Source organism: Streptomyces sp. Ru62, from assembly GCF_002920615.1.
Lineage (GTDB): Bacteria > Actinomycetota > Actinomycetes > Streptomycetales > Streptomycetaceae > Streptomyces.
In genome coordinates this window covers 157,051-175,589 of the sequence record NZ_PQSU01000013.1, presented here as the reverse complement: position 1 = coordinate 175,589, position 18,539 = coordinate 157,051, and the positions used below count along the sequence as shown (strand labels likewise).

Here is an 18,539-nt window from a genome sequence, read left to right as displayed (position 1 = left end):
TAAGGGTTCCGATTATAAGGAAGTGTTTGAGTCTCTCAAATCAAACCCATGGCCAAGCGGCCCCCCGACCTAAGATCGAGGGAGTCGGCCCCCGAGAGACGAAGAGAGCACCGCCGTGACCCACCCCTTCCTCGACCTGCCCCCGCTGACTGCCGAGCGCTTCGCCGCCATCGAGGACGGGGTGGCCCGGCTGCTGGACACCCGCCAGGACGTCCTGATCACCCAGGGCGAGGCACTGCTGCCGCTGGAGGGCGCGATCCGCGCGGCCGCCGGTCCGGGCACGGTGGCCCTGAACGTGATCACGGGCCCCTACGGGCAGACCTTCGGCAACTGGCTGCGTGACGCCGGCGCCACCGTGCACGACCTCTCGGTCCCCTTCCACACGGCGGTGACCGCCGGGCAGATCCGGGAGGCGTTCGCCGAACACCCGGAGATCGACTTCGTGTCGCTGGTGCACGCCGAGGCGGCGACCGGCAACACCAACCCGGTCGCGGAGATCGGCGAGGTGGTGCGCGAGCGGGGCGCCCTCTTCTACCTGGACGCGGTGGCCTCCGTGGGCGCGGAGCCGGTGCTGCCGGACGCGTGGGGCGTGGACCTGTGCGTGATCGGGGCGCAGAAGGCGATGGGCGGCCCGGCGGGCGTGTCGGCGATCTCGGTGAGCGAGCGGGCGTGGGACCGGATGGCCGCCAACCCGAACGCCCCGCGCCGCTCCTACCTGTCCCTGCTGGACTGGAAGGAGCGCTGGATCGACGCCGGCCGCAAGGCGCTGCCGCACGCTCCGGCGCAGCTGGAGATGCTGGCGCTGGAGGCGTGCCTGGAGCGGATCGAGTCGGCGGGCCTGGAGTCGGTGATGGCCCGGCACCGGCGCGCGGCGCTGGCCGCACGGGCCGGCGCGGTGGCACTCGGCGGGGGCCTGGAACCGTATGTGTACGAGGAGAGGGACGCGGCACCGGTCGCCACGACCCTCCGGGTGCCGTCCGGTGCGGTGGCCTCCGACCTGGTGGCCCGCGCTCTGGCGACCGACCCCGCGCTGCCGCTGGCGGCCGGCGGCGGCGCCCTGGCCCGGGAGATGATCCGCGTCAACCACTACGGCCCCGACGCGACGCGGGACGCGGTCCAGAACTCCCTGGCGGCACTGGGCGCGGCGCTCGCCGAGCAGGGACTGCCGGTGGACCCGGCCGCGGCCCGCCGGGCCGTGGAGAACGCCTGGCGGCGATAAGCAATCGGTCATCACCCCGGAACGCAACGAAAACGGCTCGCGCACACCGCGCGGGCCGTTTTCTCATCTTGAATTCCAATTACTTTCACAAACTCCGCCAATTCTCCTGACGGTAGCTTCCCGTCTTCTTCTGCCCGCTTTTTGCAGGGCTAAACAGGAGAGTTTGCTGACAGGTTTCCCGACGTTTCCGGGCTGTGACACACTCCACAACGATTGAGATTTGTCCCGATTTGATGCGGGACATCTCGGACATTTCACCAATCCGGCAAGAAGCCTTCGCGTGCACTCCCGTGCATTTTCGAATTCGCCTCGCTAAATTCGTGCCGCATGACTGCCGCACCCGCAGACCTGCTCATCGAACGGCCGGCGACGACCGACGGAGCCGCGCTCTGGCGTCTCGCCAAGGAATCGAAAACCCTCGACCTGAACTCCTCCTACAGCTATCTGCTGTGGTGCCGGGACTTCGCCGGCACCTCTGCGGTGGCGCGCGGCGCGGGTGGGGAGCCGGTCGGCTTCGTCACCGGATACCTGCGGCCGGACCACCCCCGCACGCTGCTCGTCTGGCAGGTGGCCGTCGACCCCGCCCACCGGGGCCACGGCATCGCCGCCAGGCTGCTGGACGGGCTGACCGCCCGGCTCGTCGCCGAGCGCGGGATCACCGGACTGGAGACCACCATCACGCCCGGCAACACCGCCTCCGAGCGGCTGTTCACCTCCTTCGCCGAGCGGCACGGCGCACAGGTGACCCGCGAGGTGCTGTTCCCCGCCGAACTGTTCACCGACGGCCCGCACGACCCCGAAGTCCTCTACCGCATCGGCCCGTTGACCGACTCCACCGCCCACTGAGGAGCGATCCACCGTGACCATCACCCAGCCCGATCTCAGCGTCTTCGAGACCCTGGAGTCCGAGGTGCGCAGCTACTGCCGCGGCTGGCCCACCGTCTTCGACCGCGCGCAGGGCAGCCGGATGTACGACGAGGACGGTCATGCGTACCTCGACTTCTTCGCCGGCGCCGGCTCGCTCAACTACGGCCACAACAACCCCGTCCTCAAACGCGCGTTGATCGACTATCTGGAACGGGACGGCGTCACCCACGGCCTGGACATGTCGACCACGGCCAAACGCACCTTCCTCCAGGCCTTCCAGGACCTCGTCCTGCGCCCGCGCGACCTGCCGTACAAGGTCATGTTCCCGGGGCCGACGGGCACCAACGCGGTGGAGTCGGCGCTGAAGCTGGCGCGGAAGGTGAAGGGCCGCGAGGCGATCGTGTCGTTCACCAACGCCTTCCACGGCATGTCGCTGGGCTCCCTCGCCGTGACCGGCAACGCCTTCAAGCGGGCCGGCGCGGGCATCCCGCTGGTGCACGGCACGCCGATGCCGTTCGACAACTACTTCGACGGCACGGTCCCGGACTTCCTGTGGTTCGAGCGGCTGCTGGAGGACCAGGGCTCCGGGCTGAACAAGCCCGCCGCCGTGATCGTGGAGACCGTGCAGGGCGAGGGCGGCATCAACGTGGCCCGGCCCGAATGGCTGCGCGCGCTGAAGGAGCTGTGCGAGCGGCAGGACATGCTGCTGATCGTCGACGACATCCAGATGGGCTGCGGCCGTACCGGCGCGTTCTTCTCCTTCGAGGAGGCCGGGATCACGCCGGACATCGTCACCGTGTCGAAGTCCATCAGCGGCTACGGACTGCCCATGTCGCTGTGCCTGTTCAAGCCCGAGCTGGACGTGTGGGAGCCGGGCGAGCACAACGGCACCTTCCGCGGCAACAACCCCGCCTTCGTGACCGCCACCGCCGCGCTGGAGACGTACTGGACCGACGGCTCGGCCATGGAGAAGCAGACCCGTGCCCGTGGCGAGCAGGTCGAGCGGGCCCTCATCTCCGTCACCGAGGAGAACCTGGCCGATGTGAAGGAGTACCGCGGCCGCGGACTCGTGTGGGGCCTGGAGTTCCACGACACGTCCCGGGCCTCGCGGGTCGCCCGCCGCGCCTTCGAACTCGGGCTGCTGATCGAGACGTCCGGCCCGCAGGGCGAGGTCGTCAAGCTGCTGCCCGCCCTGACCATCACGCGCGAGGAACTGGACGAAGGGCTCAGCGTCCTGGCCCGCGCCGTCCGCGAAACCGCCTAGCCATACCCAGCAAGGAGGAAGTGCACCCCATGATCGTCCGTTCGTTCAAGGAGATCGAAGGCACCGACCGGCACATCAGGGCGAAGTCCGGCACCTGGGAGAGCAAGCGGATCGTCCTCGCCAAGGAGCGCGTCGGCTTCTCCCTGCACGAGACCATCCTGTACGCCGGGACCGAGACGTCGATGTGGTACGCCAACCACATCGAGGCCGTCGTCTGCACCAAGGGCGAGGCCGAACTCACCGACCAGGAGACCGGGAAGACGTACACCATCACCCCCGGCACCATGTACCTCCTCGACGGGCACGAGCGGCACACGCTGCGCGTCAAGGAGGACTTCCACTGCATCTGCGTGTTCAACCCGCCGGTCACCGGCCGGGAGGACCACGACGAGAACGGCGTCTACCCGCTGCTCACCGAGCCCGAGGAGGTGTGAGAGCCCATGACCACCGCCACCGTGAAGGACCTCTACCCGACCCGCGGCACCACCGAGGTGACCGTCCCCCGCCAGGACCCCGTCGTGTGGGGCGCCCCGGACACCCCGGGCCCGATCGCGACGGCCGACCTCCAGGCGTACGAGCGGGACGGCTTCCTCGCCGTCGACCAGCTCATCGGCCCGGACGAGGTCGAGGTCTACAAGCGTGAGCTGGACCGGCTGGTCACCGACCCGGCGGTCCGCGCCGACGAGCGCTCGATCGTGGAGCCGAAGTCCAAGGAGATCCGCTCGGTCTTCGAGGTGCACCGGATCAGCGAGGTGTTCGCGAACCTCGTGCGCGATCCGCGCGTGGTCGGCCGCGCCCGGCAGATCCTCGGCTCGGACGTGTACGTCCACCAGTCCCGGATCAACGTCAAGCCGGGCTTCGGCGCGAGCGGCTTCTACTGGCACTCGGACTTCGAGACCTGGCACGCCGAGGACGGCCTGCCGAACATGCGCACGGTGTCCGTCTCGATCGCCCTGACCGAGAACCACGACACCAACGGCGGCCTGATGATCATGCCGGGCTCGCACCGGACGTTCCTCGGCTGCGCCGGCGCCACGCCGAAGGACAACTACAAGAAGTCCCTGCAGATGCAGGACGCGGGCACGCCGTCGGACGAGGCGCTGACCGCGCTGGCGAGCGAGTACGGCATCCGGCTGTTCACCGGCAAGGCCGGCTCGGCGACCTGGTTCGACTGCAACTGCATGCACGGCTCCGGCGACAACATCACGCCGTTCCCGCGCAGCAACGTCTTCATCGTGTTCAACAGCGTGGAGAACACGGCGGTGGAGCCCTTCGCGGCGCCGGTGCGGCGGCCGGAGTTCATCGGAGCGAGGGATTTCACTCCGGTGCGGTAGCCGCCCTCGATCACCGGGCCGGGGCCTCCTCGTGTGGGACGGGAGGCCCCGGCCCGGTCGTGTCAGCCGGACAGCGCCTCCAGCAGCCGGTCCACGTCGGCGGCCGTGTTGTAGAGGTGGAAGGCCGCGCGCAGGTTGCCCGCGCGGTCGGAGACTTCGATGCCCGCCTCGCTCAACCCGGGCTGGCGGGCGCCGAGTCCGGGAACCGAGACGATCGCCGAGCCCGGGGCGGGCACCGGCTCGTGGCCGAGGCCGGCGAGACCCGCGCGGAACCGGTCGGCGAGGGCGGTGTCATGGGCGTGCACGGCGTCCACACCGAGTTCCTCGATCAGCTCCAGCGAGCGCCGCAGTCCCGCGAAGGTGAACAGGGCGTGGGTGAGGTCGAACCGCCGGGCCGAGTGGGCGAGTTCGGCCACCGGGCCGTAGCAACTGTCCCACGGCCGCTCGGCCGCGACCCAGCCGGCGAGCAGCGGGGTCAGCCCGCCGAAGTCCTCGGGGACGGTGAGGAAGGCGGCGCCGTGCGGGCCCAACAGCCACTTGAAGGAGACACTGGCCGTGAAGTCGTAGGCGTCCGCCTCCACCGGCAGCCAGCCGGCGGCCTGGGAGAAGTCGACGTAGGTGCGGGCGCCGTGGGCGCGGGCGGCCTCGCGCAGGGCGGGCAGGTCGGCGATCCGGCCGTCGGCGGACTGCGCGGCGCTGACCGCGACGAGCGCGGTGCCCGGCCGGACGGACTCGGCGATCCGCTCCAGCGGGACCGTGCGGACCTTGAGGTCGCCGCGGACGTGGAAGGGGTTGAGCACGGAGGTGAAGTCGTCCTCGGCGGTGAGGACTTCGGCGCCCGCCGGGAGCGAGGCGGCGATCACGCCGGTGTGCGCGGCGACCGAGGCTCCGGCCGCGACCCGGGTGGCCGGGACGCCCACGAGCCGGGCGAACGCGGCCCGGCTCGCCTCCACGTCCTCGTACAGCGAGGTCAGCGGCCGGCCCTCGGCCCGCAGCAGCGCCGCGTCCTTCAGGGCGGCGACGGTACGGGCCGGCAGCAGGCCGTTGCTCGCGGTGTTGAGGTAGATGCTCTTCGGGGTGAACTCGGCGCGGACGAGGCGGTCGAACGTCTCCGTGGTCTCCATGGGTCCACTCTGCGGCCCAGGGAACTACGCGTCCATTGCGGACTTTTACGTGGTTCCTCTTAGCGGCGCTTATACGACCGCCCCGACCTGCGCTTTTCAGCCCTGCTGCGGCACCGCGCACCCGTCGGGCCCGCACGCCTGGGCGTCACCCTGCTCGACGAGCTTCAGCGGCGAGCGCTCGCCCCAGGCCTGGGTGAGCGCCTGTGTGAAGACCTCGGCGGGCTGCGCGCCGGAGACGCCGTACGTCCGGTCGAGGACGAAGAACGGCACCCCGGTCGCGCCGAGCTGGGCGGCCTCCCGCTCGTCGGCGCGGACCTCGTCGGCGTAGCGGGACGGGTCGGCGAGCACCGCGCGGGCGGCCCCGGCGTCCAGTCCGGCCTCGACGGCCAGCTCCACCAGGCGTTCGTCGCCCTCCGTGTAGACGGACCGCTCCTCGGCGAAGTTCGCCCGGTAGAGGATCTGGATCAGCTCGTCCTGCCGGCCCTGCTCCTTGGCGAAGTGCAGCAGGCGGTGCATGTCGAAGGTGTTGCCGTGGTCGCGGTCCCGGGTGCGGTAGTCCAGGCCCTCGGCGGCGGCCTGGGCGGCCAGGTTGTCCTCACCGGCCTGGGCCTGCGCCTCGCTCATGCCGTACTTCCTGGTCAGCATGGTGATCACCGGCTGGACGTCGCCCTTGGCGCGGCCCGGGTCCAGCTCGAAGGAGCGGTGCACCACCTCGACCTGGTCGCGGTGCGGGAAGGCTGCCAGCGCCTTCTCGAAGCGGGCCTTGCCCACGTAGCACCAGGGGCAGGCGATGTCGCTCCAGATCTCGACGCGCATGTCTTCGGCTCTCTCCGGGTCGTACGGGTGCGGGGGCTCTCCCCCGCCGGTACCTGAACGTTCAAGCAGCCCGTTTCATTCCCGAGGCCGCCGCCCTCAGCTGCCGTCCCGCAGGTCGCTCGGCCCGCCGGACCTGAACGCGATGTGGTCGTACGTCACCGCGCACCCCTCCCCCACCGGTGACTGCGCCATGAACCCGACCAGCGCGGCACCACCGGTCTCCTTCTCCTCACCCAGGGTGAAGAACCGGACGAAGGTCCAGCGCGCGCCGTCCCGGGAGGCGTGGAAGGCGAAGGCCCGCCCGGTCCGGCTGACCCGCAGCCACACCGAGTCCCCGTCCACCGTGAAGGAGTTGGCGTCGTCGGAGTGTCCCCGGGTGACGACCGTGCAGACGGTGGGCACGTCCGGGGAGTACTCCAGACAGAGCTTGGCCCAGGCCCGCTCGCCGGCATGGACGTAGAGCACCCCGGCGTCGAACGCGTCCCGGAACCCCACGCGGACCCGGGCGATCAGCTGGAAGTCCCCCGCGGGCGCGGCCCCCAGCAGCCGGGGCGCGTCGGAGGCGGGCTCCAGCGCGTCACCGCCGGGCGGCACGAACCGGTCCTGACGTGGTCCGGCCCGCCCGGTCAGCACACCGTCCGCGTACGACCAGTCACCGTCCGGTCCGTGGACCTCAAGAGGGAAGGGCACCTCGGGAATGTCCAAGTCCGTCAACCTCTCCTCACCCCCTACGGCGCTACCGCTCCAGAACGCCGTTGAACCGCCGGGGAAGCCCCAGGGGGTTGTCGTCCTTCAGCTCGGCCGGCAGCAGAGCCTCGGGCGCGTTCTGGTAGGCGACCGGCCGCAGCCACCGCTCGATGGCGGTGCCGCCCACCGACGTCGACGTGGAGGTGGTGGCCGGGTAAGGCCCCCCGTGATGCTGCGCGGGCGCCACCGCGACCCCCGTCGGCCAGCCATTGACCAGCACACGTCCGGCGAGCGGCGTCAGTTCGGCCAGCAGTTCCGGCCCCCGCCCCCGCCCGGCGGCCTCGTCGGAGGACACCTGGACGGTCGCCGTCAGGTTGCCCGGCAGCCGCGACAGCACAGCCGTGGCCTCGGCCTCGTCCGCGTAGCGGGCCACCACGGTGACCGGCCCGAAGCACTCCTCCAGCAGCAGGTCGTACGCCCCCTCCGCGGCCAGCTTCTCCGCCGGCACCGTGAGGAACCCGGCGCTGACCGAGTGCTCGCCGCCCGCGCCCGGGGTGACCGGCGACTCCACGTCCGGCAGTTCCGCGCGCTCGGCGACACCGGCGACGAAGTTGTCCCGCATGCGGTGGTCGAGGAGCACCCCGGCGTCGGTGTCGCTGACGGCGTCGGTCAGGGACTTCACCAGCCGGTCGCCGGCCGCGCCGGAGGGCACCAGCACCAGGCCGGGCTTGACGCAGAACTGGCCCACGCCGAGGGTCATCGACCCGGCGAGCCCGCCGCCGATCTCCTCGGCCCGCTCGGCCGCGGCGGCCTCGGTGACCAGGACCGGGTTCAGCGAACCGAGTTCGCCGTGGAACGGGATCGGCACCGGGCGGGCGGCGGCCGCGTCGAACAGCGCCCGTCCGCCCCGTACCGAACCGGTGAAGCCGGCCGCGGCGACCAGCGGGTGCTTGATCAGCTCGACGCCCGCCTCGAAGCCGTGCACGAGCCCGACGACGCCCTCGGGGATGCCGTGTTCGGCGGCGGCCCGGCGCAGCACCTTGGCGACCAGCTCGGACAGGGCCGGGTGGTCGGGGTGGGCCTTGACGACGACCGGGCAGCCCGCGGCCAGCGCGCTCGCGGTGTCGCCGCCGGCGACGGAGAAGGCGAAGGGGAAGTTGGAGGCGGAGTAGACGGCGACGACGCCGAGCGGCACCTTGTAGCGGCGCAGGTCCGGGACGGGCGGGGTCGCGGTGTCGTCGGGGTGGTTGATGATGACGTCGAGGAAGGCGCCCTCGTCGACGATGTCGGCGAAGGCCCGCAGCTGGTAGCAGGTGCGGGCGAGTTCGCCGGTCAGCCGGGCGGGGCCGAGCGCGGTCTCGGCGTCGGCGGTCTCGACGAGGCCGTCCTTGGCCGCGTCGAGGCCCGCTGCGGCCGAGCGCAGGAACGCGGCGCGGACCGCGCGGTCGGTGAGGGCGTCGCGCGCGGCGTGGGCCGCCCGGACGGCCGCGTCCACCTCCTGGGCTGTGGCCTCCACCGCAACCTGTTCACGCTGCTTCCCGGTGCGCGGGTCGACACTCCAGACTGGTGCTGCTGCCACCGCGGGTCCCTCCCAGTAAAGGCCGCATTGTCATACGACGATCCAGGCTCACCCATCAGCCGCGTTCGATATACTGAACGCTGTCTCTGATGATGAATATGCTGCTCGGAGACTATATAACTCAGTCCTCGTCGAACGAAGGGGTCAAGGGCGATGGCGGCAGGCGACACAGGGGGCGGGGCGCAGGTCAAGTCCGCGGTACGGACCGTTGAGCTGCTCGAATACTTCGCCGGCCGGCCCGGTATGCACTCCCTCGCGGCCGTCCAGGAGGCCGTGGGGTATCCCAAGTCCAGCCTGTACATGCTGCTGCGCACGCTCGTGGAGCTGGGCTGGGTGGAGACGGACGCGACGGGCACGCGGTACGGCATCGGGGTGCGGGCGCTGCTGGTCGGTACGTCGTACATCGACGGCGACGAGGTGGTGGCCGCCGCCCGCCCGACCCTGGACCGGCTCTCCGACGACACCACGGAGACCATCCACCTGGCCCGGCTCGACGGCACCAACGTGGTCTACCTGGCCACCCGGCAGTCCCAGCACTACCTGCGGCCGTTCACCCGCGTCGGCCGCCGGCTCCCGGCCCACTCCACCTCCCTGGGCAAGGCGATCCTCGCCAGCTACAGCGACGAGCAGGTGCGCAAGCTGCTGCCTGAGACGCTGCCCGCGCTCACCGAGCACACCATCACCGACCGGGAGAAGCTCATCGAGGAGCTGCACCAGGTCCGGGAGCAGGGCTTCGCGGTCGACCGCGAGGAGAACACGCTGGGCCTGCGCTGCTTCGGCGTGGCGATCCCGTACCGCACGCCCGCGCGGGACGCCATCAGCTGCTCGGTGCCGGTGGCCCGGCTGACCCCCGCACACGAACAGATGATCAAGGACGCGCTGTTCGACGCGCGGGATCGGCTGACGCTGGCGACCCGCAGGCTCTGACCCCGCCGGCCGCCGCCCCGGCGCCGGGAACCGTAGGCTCGGTCGCATGGAGATCGCGCTGCGGGCCGTACGGGACAGCGACCTGCCGGTGTTCTACCGGCATATGACCGACCCGGAGGCCCTCCGGATGGCCGCGTTCGGCCCGGAGAACCCGTACGACCGGCAGGCCCTCGCGGCCTACTGGCAGCGCATACGGGACTCCTCCGACGTGCTGCGCACGGTCCTGGCCGACGGGGAGGTGGTCGGCACCGCGGCCGTCTACGGCGTGGCCGGCGAGCGCGAGGTGACGTACTGGATCGACCGCGCGTACTGGGGCCGGGGTGTGGCGACGGCCGCGCTGCGGGCCCTGCTCGCGGAGGTTCCCGAACGGCCGCTGTACGCGCGCGCGGCGGCCGACAACCACGCCTCGCTGCGCGTCCTGGAGAAGTGCGGATTCCGTGAGGCGGCCCGTGCCCAGGGGTACGCGAACGCGCGGGGCCGGGAGATCGAGGAGGTCGTGCTGGTCCTGGACGCTCCCTGAACGCGGGCCGGGGTGGACGCCGGACGAGATGAACGCCGGATGAGAAAAACGGTCGTACGGGAACGGTCACCCCCGTCCCGCTCGTCTTCCCGTCGGGATGAACAAGACGATCAGGCGGGCGTCCGTCTTCGCGCTGCTGCTCGTGCTCGCCCTGCTGGTCAGGGCCACATGGTTGCAGTTCTACGACGGCAAGGCCCTCGCGGACGACAACGACAACCGGCGGAACGCGATCGCGACCTACTCGCGGCCCCTAGGGAACATCATCGTGGCCGGGGACGCGATCACCGGCTCGACGCGGACGAAGGGAAGCGACCTCGCGTACAAGCGGACGTACACGGACGGCGAGCTGTACGCGGCCGTGACGGGCTACGCCTCGCAGGCCTACGCCCCCACCCAGCTGGAGGGCGTCTACAAGGACCTGCTCAACGGCACGGACAACCGGCTGAAGACCGTGATGGACACCGTCACCGGCGAGCGCGCCGAACCGGGTGACGTGCTGACGACGATCGACCCGGCGGTGCAGAAGGCGGCCTACCGCGCGCTCGGCGACAAGAAGGGCGGGGCCGTCGCGATCGACCCGAAGACCGGCAGGATCCTCGCCGTGGTGTCGACGCCGTCGTACGACCCCTCCGCGCTCACCGACGCGAACACGGCGGGCAAGGCCTGGAAGACGCTCAACGCGGACAAGGACAAGCCGCTCACCAACCGCGCGCTGCGCCAGCCGCTGCCCCCGGGCTCGACGTTCAAGCTGGTCGTCGCGGCGGCCGCGCTGGAGGACGGGCTGTACAAGAACGTGGACGAGCCGACCGACAGCCCCAACCCCTACCGGCTGCCGGGCACGGTGCGCGACCTGGACAACGAGAACAAGTCCGCGCCCTGCGAGAACGCCTCGATCCGCGTCGCCCTGCGGTACTCCTGCAACAACGTCTTCGGCCACATGGCCGTCCAGCTCGGTCAGGACAAGGTCAGGGCCATGGCCGAGAAGTTCGGCTTCGACGACGACGCGCAGGACGTGCCGGTGCGGGCCTACGCCAGCGTGTACCCGTCCGGGATGGACCAGGCGCAGACCGCCCTGTCCGGCATCGGACAGTTCGACGTCACCGCGACCCCGCTCCAGATGGCCATGGTGTCCGCGGCCATCGCCAACGACGGCAAGCTGGTCTCGCCGCATATGGTCTCGCAGATCACCGACAGCGGCGGAGACGTGCTGAAGGACTACGACGACAGCGCCGGCACCAAGGAGATCATCAGCTCCACCACCGCCGAGCAGCTCCGGTCGGCGATGCAGACGGTGGTGAAGGACGGCACCGGCACGAACGCGCTGATCGACGGGGTGACCGTCGGCGGCAAGACCGGTACCGCCCAGCACGGCGAGAACAACAGCAAGACGCCGTACGCCTGGTTCACCTCCTACGGCAAGTCCGACAGCAACGGCAAGGAGGTCGCCGTCGCGGTGATGGTGGAGCAGTCGGACGCGGCCCGCTCGGAAGTGAGCGGCAACGGCCTGGCGGCGCCGGTGGCCAGGGCGATGATGCAGGCGGCCCTGAAGTAGCCCCTCACTTCACCCCGAGGACCTGCTCCACCGGGTCGATCGCGAAGTACACCAGGAACAGCGCCGAGACCGCCCACAGCAGCCAGTTGACCTCCCGCGCCTTCCCCACCACCGTCTTGATGACGACGTAGGCCAGGAACCCCGCGCCGATCCCGTCGGTGATGGAGTACGTGAACGGCATCGCGGCGATGGTGAGGAACGCCGGGACGGCGATCTCGTAGTCGTCCCAGTCGATGTGCCTGACGTGGGTCATCATCAGGAAGCCCACGGCGATCAGCGCGGGCGCCGCCGCCTGGAGCGGGACGATGGTGAGCAGCGGGGTGAGGAAGAGGGCGAGGCCGAACAGGCCGCCGGTGACCAGGTTGGCGAAGCCGGTTCGGGCGCCCTCGCCGACGCCGGCCGCCGACTCGATGTAGGCGGTGTTGGAGGAGGCGGAGCCGACACCGCCGGCGACGGCCGCGGCGCCGTCGATGAGCAGCACGCGGCCGATGCCGGGCACCTGGCCCTGCTCGTCCAGCAGTCCGGCCTCCGCGGTGATGCCGACGATCGTGCCCATGGCGTCGAAGAAGTCCGACAGGACGAGGGTGAAGACCAGCAGGACGGCGGTGAGGACACCGGCCTCGGCGAAGCCGCCGAACAGGCTGAAGTGACCGACCAGCCCGAAGTCCGGGGCGGCGACGACCTTGTCGGGGACCTTGGGCGTGGTCAGGCCCCAGCTCCTGATGTCGGCGACGGCGTTGATGACGATCGCGACGACGGTCATCGTCACGATGCTGATGAGGATCGCGCCCTTCACCCTGCGGGCGAGCAGCGCGACGGTGAGCAGCACCCCGAGGCAGAAGACCAGCACGGGCCAGCCGGTGAGCCGGCCGACGGCGCCGAGCTGGACCGGGACGGTGGTGTGCGCGGCGTCCGGGATGCGGCTGACGAACCCGGCGTCCACGAAGCCGATGAAGGCGATGAACAGGCCGATGCCGACGCCGATGGCCTGTTTCAGCTGCTGCGGGATCGCGTTCATGATCGCTTGCCGGAGTCCGGTGAGCACCAGCACGCAGATGACGACGCCTTCGAGGACGACCAGGCCCATGGCGTCCGCCCAGCTCATCAGCGGGGCGAGCTGGAAGGCGACGACGGCGTTGAGGCCGAGTCCGGCGGCGATGGCCAGGGGCAGATTGCCGCCGACGCCCATGATGACCGTCATCACACAGGCCACCAGGGCGGTGGCGGTGACGAGTTGGCCGGTGTCCAGGGTGTGGCCGAACTTGTCCTTGGCGCTGCCCAGGATGATCGGGTTCAGGACAAGGATGTAGGCCATGGTGAAGAACGTGGCGAAGCCGCCGCGTATCTCGCGCCCGAGCGTGGATCCCCGCTCGGAGATCCTGAAGTACCTGTCGACGGACATGGTCCCACTCCTCGTCACCTGAAGATCGGTCAGCGGATGCTGGCTGGATTGTTCCCCTGTCGAACCTGTTTCAGGTTTTCTCCGTGTTACGTCATCGAGTTCGGCCCGCCATACGGCGTCCAGCGCCCCGGACGACGCCGCCTCCGTGGAGTTCCATGCCTTCCTCGAACGGCACTACGCCGAACTCGCCTGCCTCGCCCATCTGTTGACCGGGGAGGCGGACGCCGCCGACGATCTGGCGGCGGACGCGTTGCTGGCGCTGTGGCACCGCTGGGACCGGGTGCGCGCGGCCGACCATCCGGTGGCGTACGCGCGGGGCGTGGTCGCGAACCTGGCCCGCACCAGGATCCGCGGCGCGGTGCGCGAGCGGCGGCGGATCGCGCTGTTCTGGCCGCGCGGCGAGGAGCGGACCGAGAACCCGGACGTCGCCGGCGTGGTGGACGTCCAGGAGGCGCTGCGCAGGCTGCCGTTCCGGAAAAGGGCGTGCGTGGTGCTGCGGCACGCGTTCGACCTGTCGGAGAAGGACACCGCGCTCGCCCTCGGGATCTCGGTGGGTACGGTGAAGAGCCAGACGTCCAAGGGCATGGCCGAACTCCAGCGGCTGCTCGGCCCGCAGGGCGGCGACCCGCGGCGGGTGCACGCGGCGATGGCGGCCCGGGGCGGCGAGAGCGGAGGAACGAAGCGATGAGGCAGCGGGACGTGCGCGACGAGCTGCGCGCCCGGCTGCACGAGGCGGCCGGGGCCCATGAGCCCGACCGCGCCCGCATCCTGGCCCGCGTGGAGCGGGGCATGGCCGCGCGGCCGGGGTCCGGCCACCGGTCCGTAAGCCCGCCGGTGTCCGGCTGGTTGCGGGTGGGCACGGCGACGGCCGCGGTGGCCGGTGTGCTCGCGCTCTGCGGGTACGCGGTGGCATCGGCGGTGAAGGACGACCCGCCGCGGCGGCAGACGGCGGCGGTCTCGCCGACGCCCACGCGGTCGCCGGACCGGACCGCGGCACCGGCGGCCCCCGTCCACTCGGCGGACCCGACGCCCGGAGGGGGAATCGGCCGGCCGTCCCGCACGCCTGACTCCTCCCCCTCCCGCACCCCGAAGACCACCGCCACGGCCGAGCCGCCGGTGGCACGTGCCGAGCAGGCCGGCCCCCTGTGGTCGGACGGCTCGGTCGACCCGCACAGCAACGCCTTCTGGGCGCAGAGCAACCTGACGCTGAAGACGTCCGAGCGGCTTTCGTCCCTGACCGTGGAGCTGAGGATCGCCCAGACCGGCGGAGTGACGTCGACGGGTGCCTGGCGTTCGCTGCCGGAGGGGGACTTCAGCCAGAGCGTCACGGAGCAGGACGGCTTCGTCGTCTACACCTGGAAGCTGAAGGAGGAGCGGACGGTACCGGCGGGCGAGTGGGTGTTCGCGGGGCAGTACGACCATGAGCGGGGCGGGCGCGACGCGGGAGACGACAGCTACGTCATGACCGGGGTGACCGGGGGCCGCACCTACGCGGTGACCGGCGACTTCGCCCCGCATGCCGGCGGATAGCCCCGCGCGCCTCGAAACCACCAGAAGCTCTCGGCCGCCCCGTCCGCACGTCGTCTTCGAGACCACCGACCTCGCCTCCGGCACGTGGACCCCGTCCACGGACTACGCGCTGCCCGCCGGCCCCCGCCACGGCACGGTGCTGCCGGTGACGGAGGCCGAGTACGAGCGGCTGCTCAGGACCTACGGCCAGGCTCAGCTGACGAAGTACGTCGGATTCGGCAGCTTGTACGTCCGGTCGGCGTGGCCGCCGTCCAGGTCCGAGTACTGGTCGCCGAAGTTGGCGATGATGTCGTAGCCCAGGTCGTCCTCGATGTGCTCGCGCGTCCCGGACTTGTACTGCACGGTCGTGCAGTTCCAGGTGCCCGGGGTGGCGCAGTCCTTCAGGTAGGCCGGCGGGGCGGCCTTGTCCTTGAGGAACATGTGGCCGGCGTCGAGGTTCACATCGGCGCCGACCTTCTTCAGGTTCTCCACGGCGGCGGCCCGCTGGGCCTCGCTGAGGCCGGAGTTGTAGAAGACCTCGACGCCCTTGGACGCGGCGTAGCGCACGAGCTCCGGGCTGCCGAAGACGGCGGGCCGGTCGGCGCGGTTCACGTAGTCGTTCCAGGTGCCGGCGTTGTACGTGTAGTTGTACCGCTTCTCGTAGTCGAGGCTGAGCAGCAGCGTGTCGTCGATGTCGAAGACGACGGCCGGCTTCTCGCCCCTGTGGTGGGCCTTGCGGGCCGCCTTGTCGATGTAGCTCTTCGCGTCGGCGTCTATGCGCGCCAGGTCCTTGGCGTACGGGCTGTCCTGGGACGCCTGGTAGACGCCGTCGCTGTCGGCGGTGGTGCCGTAGTAGGTGTCGATGTCCTTCACCAAAAGCCCGATGTTGTACGGCTCGTGGGTGGAGTTGGCCGTCGACTGACCGGCGCCGGCCGCGCCCGCGCCGTACAGCGCCGCACCGGCAACGACACAGGCGGCACCGGCCGCGACCGCCTTGAGGGACTTCCGCATGGATTCTCCGGATCTGGTGGATGAGAATGATGTACCAGGTCAGGACTGTCTACGCGCATCACACACGCAGGGCGAGCCCTGTTATCCGATCGATACCGACGCCTTGTCCCGCACCGACCCGCGCCATTGCCGTCCGATGACCTGGCCCTGACGCCCCCTTGAACCACCGCGTCCGGGTGGCAGCTCCCCCGGCGAGCAGCGCGCGCCTGTGCGTCAGCGCTTCCGCCAGGGTGCCCAGTCCCCGAGGTAGGCCGCTCGCGTCGCCGACTCGGCCTGCGTGGGCGTGAGTTGCGGGCGGTTCCCCGGGACGGTGATCTCGGCTCCCGGGCCGGTGTCGCGGTACTCGGCGAACCGCTGGTCCTGCCACGGGTAGGCCGCCGACATGTCGGTGTAGGGGGCGACCGCGTCGATGCCGGGGCCGAGCCAGCTGTCGCGGACGGTGAGCATCGGGCGCGCCGTGGGGTCGGAGCTGGGGACCCAGGGGCGGGCCAGCTTGTAGGCGCCGTCCGGGGCCTCGCTGGTGACACGGCCGCGTGTGACCAGGTAGCCGCGCGGATTGGCGGCGGCCGTGGAGGGCGCGAAGACGAACCCGTAGGGCGGCGCGGCGCGGTCGGTCCGGTCGAGGGTGCGGAAGTGGCAGCGGTCGAACACCGCCGTCGCCCGGCCGAAGACGAAGTCGACGTCTCCTTCGAGGTGGCAGTGGGCGTAGTACTGGCGGGCGAAGGCGCCGAGGGCCATCGAGTCGGCGTACAGGGTGTCCTGGTGGCCGAGGAAGCGGCAGTGCAGGAAGGCGCCCCGGTCGCCCTGCGCCTTGAGGGCGACGGCCTGGGTGCCGCTGGTGTCCGGGTGGTCGGCGCGCAGCCAGTCGTTGGCGAAGGTGATCCAGCGGGCGGTGAACCCGTCGGCCTGGACGGTGGCCGTCGCCGAACCGGAGGTGCCGTACGTGCCGCCGCCGGGCTTGGGGGTGCCGGCCGCGCGGTCGTACACGATCACGACGTCCCGGGGGTTCTCCGAGGCGCCGATCCAGGTCATCCCCGTACGGCCGGCGTCGACGACGACCGTCTCCCGGTAACTGCCGGGAGCGATCACGAGGGTCCGGCCGGTACCGGTGGCGGCGGTCACCGCGGCCTGCACGGAGGTGAAGTCGCCGCGGCCGTGCGGGTCGACGTACAGGGTGCCCGGGGTGAGGCGGCGGGCCGGGGAGCCGTAGCGGCCGAACGGGCGCGGCACGGCGTGCGCGGGGACGGAGGCGAGGCGGGGCGCGGCGGCGGCCCCGGCACTCGCGGCGAGGAAACCGCGTCTGGTCAAGGGCATGGACGTGCTCCTTCGAAGGACGGCTCTGGGGGGGGAGGAACCGGGCCGGGGCCGCGCCCCGGCCCGGTCGCGCCGGCGCGGTCAGCGCAGGTGTCCGGCGCCCGCGCGGTGGTCGACGAGGCCCGGCACGGCCTGCGGCCGGTCCACCCGGGTCCGCAGGACCGGGGTCCAGCCGGCCCCGGACCGGAGGATCTCGCCGGGCACCTGCGCGTTGTGGACGGCGATGAGGTCCGTCGGCGCGCCGTTGACGTAGTTGTCGGCGGCGGTGACCGGCGCCTCCTTCCACTTCTTCAGGATCGAACCGGCGCCCACCCCGGCCGTCAGGGTGAACGCGTTGTGCTCGGCGACGAGCTGGGACTCCATGCCGATGCCGTAGCTGTAGGAGTAGCCGTCGCCGGCGACGAAGTGGTTGTTGTACGAGTCCACCTGTCCGAAGCGGACCCGCGGGGCCCGCTCGACCAGGTTCCGGAACAGGTTGTGGTGGAAGGTGACCTTCAGATGGCCCCGGTCGACGGCGGCCGTGGCCGCGCTGTCGCTGTTGCCGATGAGGATCGTCTTGTCGTGGTCCTCGAAGACGTTCCAGGAGGCGGTGACGTAGTCGGCGCCCTTGACGATGTCCAGTTCGCCGTCGTGCTGCTGGTAGATCCGGCCGTAGTACGACGGCAGGGTGCTGTCGGGGTGGTCCCCGTCGGTGAACGTGTTGTGGTCCATCCACACATGGGTCGACCCGTGGATCACGGCACTGTCGTACTCGGAGTTCCAGTTGCCGTCGGCGGTGTCGGTCGGGTCCCACTGCGGGAAGCAGTCGAGGGGGCTCTCGAAGCTCAGATTGCGGACGATGACGTTGTCCACGCCCTTGATCTGGAGGCTGGCACCCTGGAAACCGGCGTTCCGGCCGATGCCGACGATGGTCGTGTCGGCCGGCACGTCCGCCTTGATGAAGGCGTCCTGATGGGCGGCGGAGGCGCGGCGCAGTCCCTCGGGGCTGCCGTCGGGCTCGCCGTCGAGGGTCGTCGAGCGCCCCCACACCGCCGGGTCATAGGTCTTCAGGTAGGCGGCGAAGTCGTACCCGGGGACGGCGAACGAGGCGCAGTCCGGGCCGTCGGCGTCGATGGTGCCCTTCACGCGCACGATCTTCGGCGCGCTGCCGCCGTCCGCGAGGGCCGCCTTGAACTGCTCCCAGGTGGTGACGGTGTACACATGGGCGGGGTCGGCGGCGGCCCCGCCGGTCGTCCCGGTCCCGTACGCCGCCCAGCCGTCCCCGGCGGGCAGCACCTGCCGGCCGGGGCCGGCGCGGTGGGCGGTCTGCGCGGACGCGGTGCCGGTGACGGCGAGGACGAGGGCCGTGCAGCCGGCCAGCACCGCTATGACGCGTCCATGACATTTCGATATGCGCACTGTGGGGTTCTCCTCG

The 18,539-nt window shown here is 71.0% G+C and carries 18 protein-coding genes; 10 read left to right on the top strand and 8 right to left on the bottom strand.

Annotated features, from left to right (window positions below):
* Positions 1-115: 115 nt before the first annotated feature.
* From C3492_RS19520 to thpD, 5 genes are all read left to right on the top strand, one after another.
* Positions 116-1,219 (top strand): alanine--glyoxylate aminotransferase family protein, encoded by a 1,104-nt coding sequence (locus tag C3492_RS19520; protein WP_103813018.1) that lies wholly within the window; start codon positions 116-118, stop codon positions 1,217-1,219.
* A 327-nt stretch (positions 1,220-1,546) separates the two neighbouring features.
* Complete coding sequence (gene ectA, locus C3492_RS19515) at positions 1,547-2,065, top strand: diaminobutyrate acetyltransferase (protein ID WP_103813017.1); 519 nt, start codon at positions 1,547-1,549, stop codon at positions 2,063-2,065.
* Between the two features lie 13 nt (positions 2,066-2,078).
* Positions 2,079-3,350, top strand: coding sequence for a diaminobutyrate--2-oxoglutarate transaminase (ectB, locus tag C3492_RS19510; protein ID WP_103813016.1), 1,272 nt, complete (start codon positions 2,079-2,081; stop codon positions 3,348-3,350).
* A gap of 29 nt (positions 3,351-3,379) precedes the next feature.
* Positions 3,380-3,784 carry an ectoine synthase gene (locus C3492_RS19505; RefSeq protein ID WP_103813015.1) on the top strand — a complete coding sequence of 135 codons (405 nt, stop codon included), beginning with the start codon at positions 3,380-3,382 and terminating at the stop codon, positions 3,782-3,784.
* A gap of 6 nt (positions 3,785-3,790) precedes the next feature.
* The gene (gene thpD / locus C3492_RS19500; RefSeq protein WP_103813014.1) at positions 3,791-4,684 is read left to right on the top strand and encodes an ectoine hydroxylase; all 894 of its coding nucleotides are present in this window, start codon (positions 3,791-3,793) and stop codon (positions 4,682-4,684) included.
* A 62-nt stretch (positions 4,685-4,746) separates the two neighbouring features.
* Here the strand turns inward: thpD and C3492_RS19495 are convergent, their stop codons facing one another.
* The 4 genes from C3492_RS19495 to C3492_RS19480 form a co-directional block, all read right to left on the bottom strand.
* On the bottom strand, positions 4,747-5,808 hold the full coding sequence (locus C3492_RS19495) for an aminotransferase class V-fold PLP-dependent enzyme (protein ID WP_103813013.1): 1,062 nt from the start codon (positions 5,806-5,808) through the stop codon (positions 4,747-4,749).
* Positions 5,809-5,904: 96 nt separating this feature from the next.
* Positions 5,905-6,624 carry a DsbA family oxidoreductase gene (locus tag C3492_RS19490; protein ID WP_103813012.1) on the bottom strand — a complete coding sequence of 240 codons (720 nt, stop codon included), beginning with the start codon at positions 6,622-6,624 and terminating at the stop codon, positions 5,905-5,907.
* Between the two features lie 96 nt (positions 6,625-6,720).
* The gene (locus C3492_RS19485) at positions 6,721-7,338 is read right to left on the bottom strand and encodes a DUF1349 domain-containing protein (RefSeq protein ID WP_181140448.1); all 618 of its coding nucleotides are present in this window, start codon (positions 7,336-7,338) and stop codon (positions 6,721-6,723) included.
* A gap of 22 nt (positions 7,339-7,360) precedes the next feature.
* Positions 7,361-8,890, bottom strand: coding sequence for an aldehyde dehydrogenase (NADP(+)) (locus C3492_RS19480; RefSeq protein WP_103813010.1), 1,530 nt, complete (start codon positions 8,888-8,890; stop codon positions 7,361-7,363).
* A 153-nt stretch (positions 8,891-9,043) separates the two neighbouring features.
* Here C3492_RS19480 and C3492_RS19475 point away from each other — a divergent pair, with 153 nt between their 5' ends.
* From C3492_RS19475 to C3492_RS19465, 3 genes are all read left to right on the top strand, one after another.
* A complete protein-coding gene (locus tag C3492_RS19475; RefSeq protein WP_103813009.1) occupies positions 9,044-9,817 on the top strand; it encodes an IclR family transcriptional regulator in 774 nt (257 codons plus the stop codon).
* Positions 9,818-9,863: 46 nt separating this feature from the next.
* Positions 9,864-10,337, top strand: coding sequence for a GNAT family N-acetyltransferase (locus C3492_RS19470; protein ID WP_103813008.1), 474 nt, complete (start codon positions 9,864-9,866; stop codon positions 10,335-10,337).
* A 97-nt stretch (positions 10,338-10,434) separates the two neighbouring features.
* A complete protein-coding gene (locus C3492_RS19465; protein WP_103813007.1) occupies positions 10,435-11,889 on the top strand; it encodes a penicillin-binding protein 2 in 1,455 nt (484 codons plus the stop codon).
* Between the two features lie 4 nt (positions 11,890-11,893).
* On the opposite strand, the gene C3492_RS19460 is transcribed toward C3492_RS19465, so the two are convergent.
* Entirely contained in the window at positions 11,894-13,291 is a 1,398-nt protein-coding gene (locus tag C3492_RS19460) for an NCS2 family permease (RefSeq protein WP_103813006.1), read from the bottom strand.
* A 145-nt stretch (positions 13,292-13,436) separates the two neighbouring features.
* Between C3492_RS19460 and C3492_RS19455 the strand changes: the two genes are divergently transcribed.
* Positions 13,437-13,979: a SigE family RNA polymerase sigma factor gene (locus C3492_RS19455; protein WP_103813005.1), complete on the top strand. Its 543-nt coding sequence runs from the start codon at positions 13,437-13,439 to the stop codon at positions 13,977-13,979.
* The gene (locus C3492_RS19450; RefSeq protein WP_103813004.1) at positions 13,976-14,821 is read left to right on the top strand and encodes a hypothetical protein; all 846 of its coding nucleotides are present in this window, start codon (positions 13,976-13,978) and stop codon (positions 14,819-14,821) included. Before C3492_RS19455 ends, C3492_RS19450 begins: the two co-directional genes overlap by 4 nt.
* 192 nt (positions 14,822-15,013) lie before the next feature.
* On the opposite strand, the gene C3492_RS19440 is transcribed toward C3492_RS19450, so the two are convergent.
* The 3 genes from C3492_RS19440 to C3492_RS19430 all read right to left on the bottom strand — a co-directional run bounded on the left by C3492_RS19440 (position 15,014) and on the right by C3492_RS19430 (position 18,523).
* Positions 15,014-15,811 carry an HAD family acid phosphatase gene (locus tag C3492_RS19440; protein WP_103813002.1) on the bottom strand — a complete coding sequence of 266 codons (798 nt, stop codon included), beginning with the start codon at positions 15,809-15,811 and terminating at the stop codon, positions 15,014-15,016.
* A gap of 213 nt (positions 15,812-16,024) precedes the next feature.
* On the bottom strand, positions 16,025-17,125 hold the full coding sequence (locus C3492_RS19435; protein WP_103813001.1) for a pectinesterase family protein: 1,101 nt from the start codon (positions 17,123-17,125) through the stop codon (positions 16,025-16,027).
* 81 nt (positions 17,126-17,206) lie between these two features.
* A complete protein-coding gene (locus C3492_RS19430) occupies positions 17,207-18,523 on the bottom strand; it encodes a polysaccharide lyase family 1 protein (RefSeq protein WP_103813000.1) in 1,317 nt (438 codons plus the stop codon).
* Positions 18,524-18,539: the final 16 nt, after the last annotated feature.